Below are 13,594 nucleotides of genomic sequence, written 5' to 3' on the forward strand. Positions count from 1 at the left end.
CATGACCGAATTGAAAGGCGCGTTGATCGGCTGCGGCTTCTTTGCGATCAACCAGATGCATGCCTGGAACGATGTCGAAGGTGCTGAGATCGTCGCGATCTGCGACCGCGATCCGGAGCGACTGAAGATCGTCGGCGATCAGTTCGGCATCGAGCGTCGCTACAGCGATGCCGAGGCCTTGTTTGCCGATAGCGGCTTCGATTTCGTCGATATCGCCACCACCGTCCAGAGCCACCGCGCGCTGGTGGAAATGGCGGCTCGACATAAGGTGCCGGCCATCTGCCAGAAGCCCTTCGCCAAGACGCTGTTGGATGCGAAGGCGATGGTCGCGGCCTGCCGGGCGGCCGGGGTGGCGCTGATGGTGCACGAGAATTTTCGCTGGCAGACGCCGATCCAGGCGGTGCGCACGGCGGTCGATGCCGGCGCGATCGGCACGCCCTTCTGGGGGCGCTTCTCCTTCCGCTCGGGCTACGACGTCTTCTCCGGCCAGCCCTATCTCGCCGAAGGCGAGCGCTTCATCATCGAAGATCTCGGCATCCATACGCTGGATATCGCCCGCTATATCCTCGGCGACGTCAGCTCGCTCACCGCCCGCACCAGACGGGTCAATCCAAAAATCAAAGGCGAGGATGTCGCGACCATTCTGCTCGATCACGAGAACGGCGCCACCTCGGTCGTCGACGTGAGCTACGCCACCAAGCTTTCCAAAGAGCCGTTCCCGGAGACCCTGATCGAACTCGACGGCGCCGAAGGCACGATCCGCCTGAGCCAGGGTTATCGCCTCGAAATCACCAACGCCAAGGGCACCACCATTGCGGACGTCTCGCCGAAGCTACTGCCCTGGGCCTCGCGGCCCTGGCACAATATCCAGGAGAGCGTCTATGCGATCCAGCAGCATTGGGTCGAACAGCTCAAGCGCGCTGCCGAGCACTCGACGTCAGGGGCCGACAATCTGAAGACCTTCGCCCTCGTGGAAGCCGCCTATGACAGTGCTTCCAGGGGGCAGACGATCGATGTCGGGGCCATGCTGCCATGACGGCCGATGCCTTCCAGCTCTACGGCACCCATGTTGTGGAAACGCCGCCGATTCGCCTGACGGCCGGAAAACTGGCCGCCGATTTCGCCGATGGCAACCTCCGTACGATCCGCTACCGGGGGATCGAGGTGCTGCGGGCGATTTCCTACCTCGTTCGCGACCGGGACTGGGGCACCTACAGCCCCGTCATCGCCGATCTCAGGATCGAGCAGGGTGACGACCGTTTCGACATCGCTTATCGGGCGCGTTGCGAGGGACCGGACGGAACGAAACTCGTCATCGACGTCCGCATCAGGGGATATCCGAACCGGCTCGATTTCGAGGCCGAAGGCGTCTCCGAGACCGGTTTCGAGACCAATCGCTGCGGCTTCTGCATCCTGCATCCGATCGTCGACGTGGCCGGCTCATCGGCAAGGGTCGAACATGTCGACGGCCGGATCGTCGAGACACGTTTTCCCGATGTCATCGAGCCCTGGCAGCCGTTCAAGGAGATGCGTGCCATTTCCCATGTGGTCATGCCCGATGTGACTGCGGAATGCCGGATGGAAGGCGACACCTTCGAAATGGAGGATCAGAGGAACTGGTCCGATGCCTCCTATAAGACCTATGTCAGGCCGCTTGCCCTGCCCTGGCCCTACAAAATTCCCGTCAATCAACCGGTTCGGCAGAAGACGTCGCTCACGATCAGGGACATCAGCCGTTCCGCAGCGTTTTCAGCCGCGACGTCGAGCGGTGTCATAAGGCTCGAACTCGGAACACGGGCCGGCACCATGCCCGATATCGGCGTGGTCGTTACGCCAGAGGAGGCCGATGCAACGCTCTCGGCCTGTTCTCTCCTGTCGGAGATCGCGCCTCGCGAACTGCTCTTCCATTTCGATCCGAACGCCGGACATGGCGCCGAAGCGCTGCAGAAATTTGCCGCGATCACTGCCGCTCATCGCGGCCGCACGACGCTGGAGATCGCGCTTGCCTGCAAGTCCTCACCATCGAGCGAGGCGGCCGAGATTGCCCGCCAGATGCAGCGCGCGGACTTCCGACCGGATGCGATCCTGATCTCGCCTTCCGTCGATCGGCAATCGACGCCGCCCGGCAGCAAATGGCCTGACTGCCCTCCCCTAGAAGAGATCTATGCCGCGGCCCGCGCCGCCTTCCCGGGCATTCGCATCGGCGGCGGTATGCTGAGCTATTTCACCGAACTAAACCGCAAGCGCGTGCCGGCTGGCGAGATCGACTTCGTCAGCCATTGCACCAATCCGATCGTGCATGCGGCCGACGATCTCAGCGTGATGCAGACATTGGAAGCGCTGCCCTTCATCACGCGATCCGTCCGCGCGATCTACGGCGACAAACCCTATCGCATCGGCCCGTCGACGATCCCGATGCGGCAGAACCCTTATGGCAGCCGCACCATGGACAATCCGTCCGGTGGGCGCATTCCGATGGCCAATCGTGACCCGCGCCACAACGGGTGTTTCGCCGAGGCCTTTGCGCTCGGCTACGCGATCCGGGTGCTGGATGCCGGTCTCGAATGCCTGACGCTTTCGGCACTGACCGGTCCTTTCGGCCTGATTGCCGGCCCTGATGAACCGACCGAACGAGGCGGGCGGCGGCCGCTCTTCAACACGGTGCGGACTTTGTCGGCACTCGCCGGCGCGTCCTGGCAGGAATGCGTTTCGTCTTCGCCCTCCCAAGTGCTGTCTTTCGTGGCGCGGGATGCCGGCGGCGCCAGGATCTATGTAGTCAATCTGACCGGCGAAGAGCGAAGCGTCAACGGCGACGCATTCGCCAAAGAGGTGCGGCTCGCACCATTCGCCACCGCGATCTTGCCGCTCGCGGATTGACGTCCCGCGCGCCAGCCGCATTTATGCAGTCGGAGCTCGTTCTGGGAGGATCGGCGTGAAGACAAAGAAGCTTATCAATGCAGGCGCGGATGCCGTCGATGAAATGCTGCAGGGCGTCCTCGCGGCGCATCCCCGGCATCTTTATGCCGTGGATGACATGCCACGCGCGATCATTGCCAGAAACGGGCCACGCAAGGGCAAGGTCGGGCTGGTCATCGGCGGCGGATCCGGGCACGAACCGACATTCCTCGGCTATGTCGGCAAGGGGCTGGCAGATGCCGCCGCGATCGGCAATGTCTTCGCCTCGCCGCCGCCCGATCCGATCATCGCCTGCGCCAAGGCGGTCGACGGCGGCGCCGGCGTGCTCTTCATGTACGGCAATTATGCCGGCGACGTGATGAATTTCGACATGGCGGCGGAAATGCTGGCGCTCGACGAGATCGAGGTGCGCACCGTCCTGACCAACGACGATGTCGCCTCCGCCCCTGCCGATCAGAGGGAAAAGCGGCGCGGCGTTGCCGGCAATGTCTTCATCTTCAAGGCGGCCGGTGCTGCCTGCGATCTTCTTTATTCCTTCGATGAGGTCGAGCGCGCTGCGCGCCATGCCAATGCGCGCACCTTTACGATGGGCGTGGCGCTCGCGCCCTGCTCGCTGCCGCAGACTTTGAAGCCGAACTTCCTGATCGGCGAGGAGGAGATGGAGATCGGCATGGGCATTCATGGCGAACCCGGTGTTGCCCGCGAGCCGTTGAAGACGGCCGACGCGGTGACTGACGAACTGATGGACAGCATCCTTCGCGAGATGAAGGCGCAGCGGGGCGATCGCGTCGCCGTGCTCGTCAACTCGCTGGGCTCCACGCCGATGATGGAGCTCTACATTATGATGCGGCGCGTCAAGGTGCGGCTCGATGAAGCCGGGCTTGTCATTCATACTTCGCTGGTCGGCAACTACTGCACTTCGCTGGAAATGGCGGGCGCGTCGATCACCGTCATGCATCTCGACGACGAGCTGCAGCGACTGATCGATCATCCCTGCGATTGCGCCATGTTTGCGAGGTAACCATGGCAATTACGACGAAAGACCTGCAGCACCTCTTTGCCCTGATCGCCGACGACATTGCGGCGCAGCGTGATCATCTCTGCGAACTGGATGGCGCCATCGGCGATGGAGATCATGGGCTTGCCATGGACGCCGGCTGCGAAGCTGCCGCCAAGGCCGTCGGTGCACTCGATGCCGCGCAGACTGCGCCGACGGCCGTCTTCAACGCGGCGGCAAAAGCATTTTTGAATGCGGTCGGTGCGTCATCGGGCCCGCTTTATGCGACGGCTTTCATGCGCGCCGGAGCCGCCGTCAAGGAAAGACCGGAGCTGAGCGACGAGGAGTTCGTGCGCGTTTTCGCGGCGATGGCGCAGGGCATTCAGGAACGCGGCAAGGCGGAGCCCGGCGAAAAGACCATGGTCGATGCCTGGAAGCCCGCGGCCAACGCGGTGCTCGATGCCTGGGCCTCGGGAACCTCCCTGCCCGAATGTTTCGAACTTGCGGAGCGGGCAGCGCGCCAAGGCTGCGAAGCGACCCGGGATTTGCTGGCGGCGAAGGGACGGGCATCTCGGCTTGGAGATCGGGTGATCGGCCATATCGACCCCGGCGCGGCATCGGCCGCCATCATCATCGCCTCCATCGCAAAATTCGCTCGAGGACTGATTGGTTAACTCAGGCTTGTCATCTCAAAATCTCGCCGATAGGTTGTTGGCTAACGATGAGGTAGCCAAGACATGCATATTCGAAAAGCCGTCTCATCCGACGCCGAGGAACTGAGCACTCTCCTGAACGAGATCATCCGGGCAGGCGGAACGACAGCGCTCGAGACTCCGCTTTCGGCTGCCGAATTCGCCGACTGGTTCATCGATGGCGAATTTTCCCTGGCCTGCCATGTGGTCGAGCACAATCAGGCGCTGGTCGGCTTTCAATCGTTGAGCTTATACGGCGATCCGCCGAAAGGCGTCGCCGACATTGCGACCTTTGCCCGCATGAACCCGAAGACCGTTGGCGTCGGCAGCGCGCTTTTTCCGGCGACCCGCGCGGCGGCGGAAGAATTCGGGCTCGACTTCATCAATGCGACCATCCGCGCCGACAATGTCAGCGGACTTGGCTATTATGCGAAGATGGGCTTTGAGACCTATGACAGGCTTATCCAGGTCCCGCTTCAGGACGGGACGCCCGTCGACAGGATCAAGAAGCGTTTCAGCGTAAACGCCATGGTCGCGCCGCGCCGCGCGCCTGACTGCATCGTTGGCGCTCTTGGGGGACGTTGATGCCCGAGGCCAGACCAGCTCCGGCGATGCTGCCTGCTTGCAGGTCAGATTCGCCCAGCGGTGGCGGCCTCGGTTGTCGTCCGGACTGTATTAAGCATATGACGTAACAATGAAGTTTTCCACAAGGGAAGCAAATTAGCATTTAACTTCCGTCACGGTTGCCGCCTGCTGAAGATGTCATCCTTTATCGAGATCGATCATGTATCGACAGATATGGCTCCGCGGACGCAAGGGGTTTAGCAAACGGAACGGATCGAAGTCCGGAGATGAGCCATACCGACTGCGACGTTCACGGCCGACGAAATTGCAGTGGTCCGCCGGGCCTACGCCCATCAGGTGGCGGCAACCGCCGGAACGACGAACCCGCCGATCGAGGCCGCCTTTGCCGTCGTGCCGCGCGAAAAATTCCTCGGTGCGCCGCCATGGCAGATCGCCAATCTGGGTGGCGGATATCGCCCGCTGCTTTCCTCCGATTTGGTTCTGGCCTATCAGGATGCGTTGTTCGCCTTGCAACCCGACAAGGGCGTCAACAATGGCAGCCCGTCGCTGCATGCGCGGCTGCTGGATGAACTGGACGTCCAAATCGGCGATCGCATCGCCCATATCGGGGCCGGCACCGGCTATTATAACACCATTCTCGCGGAGTTGGTGGGTGCTGCGGGTCATGTCTATGCCGTCGAGATGGATCCCGATCTAGCGGGTCACGCTCAAACAGCGCTTGCCGATCGGGCCAATATCAGCGTCATCGCCGCCGACGGCAATCAATGGCCGCAGCAAGAGGTGGATGCGATCTACGTGAACTTCACCGTCGGGCGTCCGGCGGCGCCCTGGATCGAGAGGCTGCGACCCGGAGGACGCCTGGTGTTGCCGCTTGGTGTACCGCGCCAGGGCCGGCCGTCGCGTGGCGGCCGTCATGCATCCCATGGCGCAGCACTTCGGATCGAGCGCGGCGCGAGTGGATTTGCGGCGCAGTACAGCCTATTTCGTCTGTGCCGATGGTGGATTGACGATCGACGACAGCGAGATCGAGGCGCTGATGGCCGCGTTCAAACGCGGCGGCACCGAGTTCATCAAGAGCCTGCTCCGGAAGACCGATCCGCGGATAGGGCGCTGCTGGTATATCGGTGATCAATGGGCGCTCTGCTACGACGATCCCTTAAGCATTCCGGCAGTGGGCAAATGAGGTGACGTTATCCGTCGGCGACGACAGCAGCCCGCCCAGATAACGAAAGCCCGGCGCGGGAGAGGGCGCCGGGCTTCGATAGTGACCGACAGCCTGGGAGGGGGAATGCTGTCCGTCGAACCGAGGCGGCTCGGAGGGTGAGCGCTTCGGTCCACCACGAAGTAATGCCGCAATGCGGCGAATTCAAGCTTGACAGCTGGGCGGCGTGGTGACGCCGGACGGGGGTCGAAATGGGCGCAGCTTTCGGTGAATGTTTGGGGATTCTGCGTGGCGTTGTCCGCGGACAACTTGCGCTGCCGCCCTGGAAGGGCCCCTGTTGTCCGCGGACAACGGCAAGCAATTTCGGGTTATCTCCGGCCGTTTTCATGTCTGGACCTCGCTTGCCATTAGCGCGCGGTATCCTGCAAGCTCCCTCGTGTGGAGGCTGGGGCGCAAGCATGCTCCAGCGCTGCCGCAGCATTTGCTTCGGCGTCGCCGCACTCACCTTGTCTTCCGAGCTCAATGCGGGGGCGGGGGACTTCTCGGGAGGGGTGGTGGGCCGGCATCCTCCAAGGGTCCCGCATCCTGAGGTGTGCAGGCCGGAGGCCGGAGCCTCGAAGGACGCGCTCCAGCGCTGCTCCCTGCATTGCTCCATTTCCGGCACGCCCGCCTTGTCCTTCGGGGCTCCTGCGGGGCACCTCGGGATGATGCTCTCTTGGATATTGGCGCTTGCCGCTCGGAAGATCATCGAGCGCACAGTTGACTGCAACCGAGGCAATAGCCGAGCCGCGGCACACTCCGACGGGGCTCATTCTCAGGTGCGGAAGCCGAAGGGTGCGCAGCCTCGAAGGGCACGCCGCAACGCCGCTTCTTGCAATTCACCAGACGGCGGAACGCCCGCCTCGTCCTTCGAGCCCCCTATGGGGCGCCTCATGATGCGGCTCTCTGGAATCTCGGCGCTTGCTTGCAGGATCATCGAGCGCACCGACGACGACAACCGAGGCGAAAGCCGAGCCGAGGCACCCTCCGACGAGCCCTATCCTAAGGTGCGGAAGCCGACGCCTTATCGCCGAAGAACGCGCTCCCACGTTGCTCCTTGCCTTGATCTGAGCGCCGCGGACAACGGATGTTGCGGGCAAGCGTTCAGGTATGCGATTTCGCGTGTCGCGTTGCGCCAACTATCCCGTTGGCCCCAAAATGAGCCTATGCCTTGATGGTGAAGTGTTTCTTTGTGGAGATCAGGAGAAGCCCTCGCGTGGAATGGGCGGGGCGTACCCGTCTCGACCTTCGAGGCCCCTGCGGGGCACCTGACGGTGAGGCTTAGGGCATTGGCGCGGCATCCTCCAAGGGTCCTCATCCTGAGGCGCGCAGACTGAAGGCCGGAGCCTCGAAGGACGCGCTCTTCGCTGCTTCTTGCATTCACCCGGCGTTGGCGCACCCGCCCCGTCCTTCGTGGGCCCTGCGGGGCACTCAAGCAACCGTGTTGTTGCGGCTCGTTCCAGGGTGTGTGTCTTTTGAGGATAGTGTTGATCATGATGATGAGTTTTCGCATGGCGGCGACGAGGGCGACCTTGGGCGGTTTGCCGGCGTCGCGCAGCCTTGTGTAGAAGGCCTTGATGGCTGGACTGCAGCGAATGGCCGAGAGCGTTGCCATGTAGAGGGCGCATCGGACGGTGGCGCGGCCGCCGGCGATGTGGCGCTGGCCACGCCAGGCGCCGCTGTCGTGGGCCATCGGTGCGACGCAGACGAGGGCGGCGAGTTTCTTGTCGTCGATGCCGCCGAGTTCGGGCAGTTCGGCGATGAGCACGGCGGCGCCGACCTCGCCGATGCCGGGCACGGTCAGCAGCAGGTCGCGGCGTGCGGCCATGTCGGGCTCGGCCTCGATGGCGAGCGCGATGGCGGCATCGACGCGGGCGAGCTGGGCCTTGAGGGCGGCGAGGGTCTCGCCGATCAGCACGGCGACGGCTTGCGGGGCATGTTCGAGGCGGTTCTTCTCGGCGACTGCCATGTCGATGAGCTGGCGGCGACGGGTGACGAGGGCAGCAAGCGCCATGCGGCCGTCGTCGATATGGGGGATCTGTGCCGGCCGCATCGCTCTGGCGAAGTGGAGAATGACGCGGGCATCGACCTGATCGGTCTTGGCCAGCCGGCCGCTGGCCCTGGCGAAATCGCGGATCTGGCGGGGATTGACGACGGCGACAGGAATATCGGCGGCCATCAGCGTCCTGACGGTCGCCATCTCGTAACCGCCAGTGGCCTCGACGACAACAAGCTCTGCGCCGGCGACCGCCGCCGCGAGCGCGGCGCGGCCTGCTGCATCGTTGTCGAAGCGGACAACGGTGCGTTTGCCTTCGACGGCAACGTCGAGATGGGCCTTCGAAACATCGATGCCGACCATGAAAGTTTTGGGGACATGCATGGGGTGCTCCTCCTTGCAACGCGGGCTCAAGGCCCAACCAACCGTTCGAGCGAAGACATGGCGACGGAGATGCTCGCCGAGGTGCGAGTTCAAAAACCAGGGATGACACGCATCCCCGCCGCACAGCCGCATTATACAGCAACGGCAACGTACAAGGATGAGGCTCTCTGGAATGTCGGCGCGGCGGCGTCGATACGCCAAGGGCGATGTTTGCCATGGACAACGCGAGCGACTATTGCCGGCTATGTCTGACGGGGCTATTGATGAGGGGAGGCATCGTTTATCGCGCTTAATGTCCGGCGTGCGCCTATGGCGGACGAAATTCGGGTCCAAATCGGGCTTTCCGAGATGCGTGGTGCCGAATTTGCTCTCCTAGTGGCCTAAAAATCGCCGCGTCGGCGGTCGCGCCCGGATATAGCCTAGCCCGCAGTGATGAAACTAAAGTCCGGTTTCCCTTCCGTATCGAATAACTTATCCAGTAAAATCAGTATATTATGATCCGGCGTTTCTGTCCGGCGCAGCCCTTGTTGCCGCGGCCTCCCCTCCCCTGCGCTTCGAATCTCCACAAGAAAGCAACGGCTTGCATCCTTTTGCAGCACCCGGCGTTATCCACGCAGCAAATCAGAGGATAGGGTAATGGCAGATGCGCTCCCGCTCAAGAGATTGTCCATCGCCGCTGCGATGATGGCAGCGGCGATCGGGGCATTTGTGTTGTTGCAGGCGAAGCAGGGTGGTGCGCCGGCCCCGTCGGCGGAGCCCCGCCGCCCGGTTGACGATCATGGTCGCAGCGCCGCCACGCCCGAGGCTATTCCGCTCAGCGGTCTTCGCGATGTGTTCTGGCGAGTTTACCATGAAGTCCTGAACGACCGGGTGACACTCGTTGCCGCGGGTGTGACTTTCTATCTGCTGCTGGCGCTGTTTCCCGCCATGGCGGCGTTGGTGTCTCTCTACGGGCTGGTCGCCGATCCGGTCACCATATCGGAGCATCTTCGCGAACTGGCCGGTCTGTTGCCGCCGGGGGCCTTCGACCTTCTGGCCGATCAGATCAAGGAACTCGTCAGCAAGCGCGACAGTGCGCTCGGCATCACCTTTTTCGTCGGTCTCGGCATTGCGCTGTGGAGCACGCATAGCGGCACGCTGGCGATCTTCGATGCGATGAATGTGGCCTATGAGGAAAATGAGAAGCGCGGTCTTATCCGGCTGAACCTCGTCGGCCTCTGCTTCACCTTGAGCGCGATGCTTCTGACGGTGGTCATGGTGGCGCTTGTCGGCGTCATGCCGGTCGTGCTCTCCTATCTCTGGCTCGATCAGTTCAAGGAGCACATGGCGCTACTCCTGCGGTGGCCGCTGCTTCTGCTTGTTGTGGCGGTGGCGGTGACCTCGGTCTACCGCTTCGGCCCCAGCCGGGAGCCTGCCAAGCTCCGGTGGATGACGTGGGGGGCGGCTCTGACGACGGTCGCCTGGGCGGCGATGTCGCTCGGCTTCTCCTTCTATCTCGATCATTTCGCCAATTATAACGCGACCTATGGCACGCTCGGTGCGCTGATCGGCTTCCTCATCTGGATCTGGCTTTCGGTCGTCATTCTCGTCATCGGCGCAGAGCTCAACGCCGAACTGGAGCATCAGACCGCGAGGGATACGACGACGGGCCCACCGCTGCCGATGGGCGCGCGCGGCGCCTATGTTGCAGACACTTTGGGCGAGGCCATCAACTGATCATTGAGGAGCATCATCGATGACTACGCCTCAGACGCGGATTTGATGTAATTTGTTTTTGGGCAATCCCGACAGAGGAGACGATCATGACGGCCCCGCATCCTTCCAAAACCCATATCGGCAATCATGCACTGCATCCCGAAACGCAGATGCTGAATTACGGCTACGATCCCGAACTCTCGGAAGGGGCGGTCAAGCCGCCGGTATTCCTCACCTCCACCTTCGTCTTCAATTCGGCCGAGGATGGCCGCGACTTTTTCGATTACGTCTCGGGCCGCCGCGAGCCACCGGCGGGAAAAGGCGCCGGTCTCGTCTATTCGCGCTTCAACCATCCCAATAGCGAGATCGTCGAGGACAGGCTTGCCGTCTACGAGCGGACGGAAAGCGGCGCGCTGTTTTCCTCAGGCATGTCGGCGATCGCCACGACTTTGTTCGCCTTCGTCCGGCCGGGCGATGCGATCCTGCATTCGCAGCCGCTTTATGGCGGCACGGAAACCCTGTTGGCCAAGACCTTCCTGAACTTCGGCGTCGCCGCGGTCGGCTTTGCCGACGGCGTCAGCGAGGGATCGGTGCAGAAGGCGGCTGAGGAGGCGATGGCCAAGGGCCGCGTTTCCGTCATCCTGATCGAAACGCCGGCCAATCCGACCAACAGCCTGGTCGATGTCGCGATGATCCGGCGCGTGGCCGACGCGATCGGCGCAAAGCAGGGGCATACGCCGATCATTGTCTGCGACAACACCCTGCTCGGCCCGGTTTTCCAGCGACCGATCGAACACGGCGCCGATATTTCGCTCTATTCGCTGACCAAATATGTCGGCGGCCATTCCGACCTGATCGCCGGCGCCGTCCTCGGCCGCAAGCCTGTCATCAAGCAGGTCAAGGCGCTGCGCGGCGCGATCGGCACGCAGCTCGATCCGCATTCCTGCTGGATGCTCGGCCGCTCGCTGGAAACGCTGCAGCTGCGCATGGAGCGGGCCAACAGCAATGCGCGGGCCGTCGCCGATTTTCTGCGCGACCATCCGAAGGTCGAGAAGGTTCACTACCTGCCCTATCATGATCCGGACTCGCCGGCCGGCCGGACCTTCGCCGCGCAATGCACCGGCGCCGGCTCCACCTTCTCCTTCGATATTCGCGGCGGCCAGCCGGCCTCCTTCAAGTTTCTGAACGCACTGCAGGTCTTCAAGCTTGCGGTCAGCCTCGGCGGCACGGAATCGCTTGCGAGCCATCCGGCGGCCATGACGCATTCCGGCGTGCCCGCCGATGTTCGCCAGCGCATCGGCGTGCTGGAATCGACGATCCGCCTGTCGATCGGCATCGAGCATCCGGACGATCTGATCGCCGATCTGGAGATGGCGCTGCAGGCGGCCTGAAGAAGAGCTAAGAAATATCGATGCCCGGCGGCGCCGGGCATCGTGGGTGACGTCACTTGTCGTCGGTCGTCAGCTCCGTCTCGTCCGAGTTCACCACGAAGACCGCAAGCAGTTTCGCCGGCGCGGTCTTGCTGCCGTTGGCGCTGACACTGTGGTGATCGCCGGGGAATTCGGGAAAGCTTTCGCCGGCCTTGTAAATCTTCACCGGGCCGTCATTGACCTGGCTTTTGATCGAGCCCTCCAGAACGGTGGCATAGATGAAGGCGGATTTCGGGTGGGTGTGGCCCGGCGATGTGCCGCCGGGCTTATATTCGACGAGCACGGCCTTGATGCTCTTGCCGGGAACATTGGGAAGCTCGTGGTCGTAGACGAGGGTTACCTTGGCTTTGCCGCCTGATGCAGCGAAAGCCTGCGCTCCGGCTGCGAGGGCAACGGCGAAGGCGGTGGCCGAAATAATCTTTCTGAACATATCTGGTCTCCTCAAGCGCTCTTTTTCTGCGGCGGCTGCCGGCTCAGCCAATCGTCGAAGCGGATCCGGCCGAGCCGCGCGCCGGTGCCGGTTACCAGCGAGTTATCCTCGAGCTCGACTCCGAAATAGCGGGCGTGAGGATCCGCCATTACCTGGCGCGGATCGTTCGTCGCTTTCAGGAGGCGTGCGATGATGTCGGTGAGACGGATTTTCTCCGGCCCGCCGATCTCGATCGTGCCGTTCACGGGTGCTGCGAGCGCCACCTCGGCCATGACGTCGGCGACATCGTCCGATGCGATCGGCTGAACATAGGCCGGCGACAGATGCACCATCTGGCCTGATGTGCCCGACTGGGCGATGCCGGCCATGAATTCGTGAAACTGTGTGGAATGGACGATGGTGTAGGGAATGCCGGAAGCCTTGATCAGCTGCTCCTGGGCCATCTTGGCGCGCATATAGCCGCTGCCCTGCAGCCGCTCCATGCCGACGATCGACAGGGCGATATGATGTTTTACGCCGGCGGCGGCCGCTGCCTTCAGCAGATTGCGGCCCGATGTCTGGAAAAATTCCAGGACGGCCTTGTCCTCGAAGGAGGGCGAATTGGCGAGATCGAGCACCACCTCGGCGCCGGCCAGCGCTTCGGCAAGCCCCTTGCCGGTGATCGTGTCGACGCCCGAATTCGGCGACGCCGCCAGCACCTCGTGCCCCTTGCTGCGCAATCTTTCCACGGTTTTCGAGCCGATAAGCCCGGTGCCGCCGATAATGACGATCTTCATGGGTAGTCTCCTTGTCCTAGCGAGGATTTCCTCTGTTGATCTCGGGTGGCTGCCGAAATCGCCGCCTCGGCGAGGCAGGCGACTTCATCGGTATGGGGACGCCACGCGAAATCTCCGGCGTGGCCGGCCGCAGCCGATGGGCAGGAGAATGCGCCGGATCGTCGGCCCGAACCATTCTCCCTCGGTCGCTGTCGTCCTATGCGAAGGCAGTAGCGCGGCTCGCCCTACGTTGGGGCGTTCGGCCGGGATGGAGGGACTGCGTCGTCAGGCGTTGCAAGGGACGGAGGCGGGGCGGCTAGATAAGTCCAGCGGAGTTTAGCGAGAAGCCAAACACACTCTCCGTCGTCCTCGGCCTTGAGCCGAGGACCCATGCCCCGGCTGCCGGTGGATGCGGCGTGGATGCTCGGCTCAAGGCCGAGCATGACGGAGGGTGGGGCTAAAGTCGCCGGAGAAAACTCACCTAGAGCGCGAACGAAGGCCAATGATGGTGTG

9 protein-coding genes and 2 pseudogenes are annotated in these 13,594 nt (G+C 62.9%); 8 read left to right on the forward strand and 3 right to left on the reverse strand.

What is annotated here, in order from left to right; all coding sequences use genetic code 11:
- The first annotated feature begins 1 nt into the window (after position 1).
- From ACS4RS_RS29685 to ACS4RS_RS29710, 6 genes and pseudogenes are all read left to right on the forward strand, one after another.
- Positions 2 to 1,036, forward strand: a complete 1,035-nt coding sequence (locus tag ACS4RS_RS29685) for a Gfo/Idh/MocA family oxidoreductase (RefSeq protein WP_439012543.1) — start codon at positions 2 to 4, stop codon at positions 1,034 to 1,036.
- The gene (gene apnL / locus ACS4RS_RS29690) at positions 1,033 to 2,877 is read left to right on the forward strand and encodes a D-apionate lactonase (RefSeq protein WP_439012544.1); all 1,845 of its coding nucleotides are present in this window, start codon (positions 1,033 to 1,035) and stop codon (positions 2,875 to 2,877) included. The genes ACS4RS_RS29685 and apnL overlap by 4 nt, the downstream gene beginning before the upstream one ends.
- 55 nt (positions 2,878 to 2,932) lie before the next feature.
- Positions 2,933 to 3,937 carry a dihydroxyacetone kinase subunit DhaK gene (locus ACS4RS_RS29695; protein WP_439012545.1) on the forward strand — a complete coding sequence of 335 codons (1,005 nt, stop codon included), beginning with the start codon at positions 2,933 to 2,935 and terminating at the stop codon, positions 3,935 to 3,937.
- A 2-nt stretch (positions 3,938 to 3,939) separates the two neighbouring features.
- Positions 3,940 to 4,587, forward strand: a complete 648-nt coding sequence (gene dhaL / locus ACS4RS_RS29700; protein WP_439012546.1) for a dihydroxyacetone kinase subunit DhaL — start codon at positions 3,940 to 3,942, stop codon at positions 4,585 to 4,587.
- A 63-nt stretch (positions 4,588 to 4,650) separates the two neighbouring features.
- Positions 4,651 to 5,190, forward strand: a complete 540-nt coding sequence (locus ACS4RS_RS29705; protein WP_439012547.1) for a GNAT family N-acetyltransferase — start codon at positions 4,651 to 4,653, stop codon at positions 5,188 to 5,190.
- Between the two features lie 273 nt (positions 5,191 to 5,463).
- A pseudogene (locus tag ACS4RS_RS29710) lies at positions 5,464 to 6,373 on the forward strand (protein-L-isoaspartate O-methyltransferase family protein).
- Positions 6,374 to 7,850: 1,477 nt separating this feature from the next.
- Here ACS4RS_RS29710 and ACS4RS_RS29715 read toward each other — a convergent pair.
- Positions 7,851 to 8,771: pseudogene (locus ACS4RS_RS29715) on the reverse strand (IS110 family transposase); the annotation flags it as partial.
- A 636-nt stretch (positions 8,772 to 9,407) separates the two neighbouring features.
- Between ACS4RS_RS29715 and ACS4RS_RS29720 the strand changes: the two are divergent.
- Positions 9,408 to 10,487: a YhjD/YihY/BrkB family envelope integrity protein gene (locus ACS4RS_RS29720; protein ID WP_439012548.1), complete on the forward strand. Its 1,080-nt coding sequence runs from the start codon at positions 9,408 to 9,410 to the stop codon at positions 10,485 to 10,487.
- A gap of 86 nt (positions 10,488 to 10,573) precedes the next feature.
- Complete coding sequence (locus tag ACS4RS_RS29725) at positions 10,574 to 11,857, forward strand: cystathionine gamma-synthase family protein (RefSeq protein ID WP_439012549.1); 1,284 nt, start codon at positions 10,574 to 10,576, stop codon at positions 11,855 to 11,857.
- A gap of 52 nt (positions 11,858 to 11,909) precedes the next feature.
- Here ACS4RS_RS29725 and ACS4RS_RS29730 read toward each other — a convergent pair whose 3' ends face one another.
- Both ACS4RS_RS29730 and ACS4RS_RS29735 read right to left on the reverse strand, forming a co-directional pair.
- Complete coding sequence (locus tag ACS4RS_RS29730) at positions 11,910 to 12,326, reverse strand: cupin domain-containing protein (protein WP_439012550.1); 417 nt, start codon at positions 12,324 to 12,326, stop codon at positions 11,910 to 11,912.
- A gap of 11 nt (positions 12,327 to 12,337) precedes the next feature.
- The gene (locus ACS4RS_RS29735; RefSeq protein ID WP_439012551.1) at positions 12,338 to 13,102 is read right to left on the reverse strand and encodes an NAD(P)H-binding protein; all 765 of its coding nucleotides are present in this window, start codon (positions 13,100 to 13,102) and stop codon (positions 12,338 to 12,340) included.
- Positions 13,103 to 13,594: the final 492 nt, after the last annotated feature.

Origin of the sequence: Rhizobium sp. F40D2, assembly GCF_051810745.2 — a bacterium.
Lineage (GTDB): Bacteria > Pseudomonadota > Alphaproteobacteria > Rhizobiales > Rhizobiaceae > Rhizobium.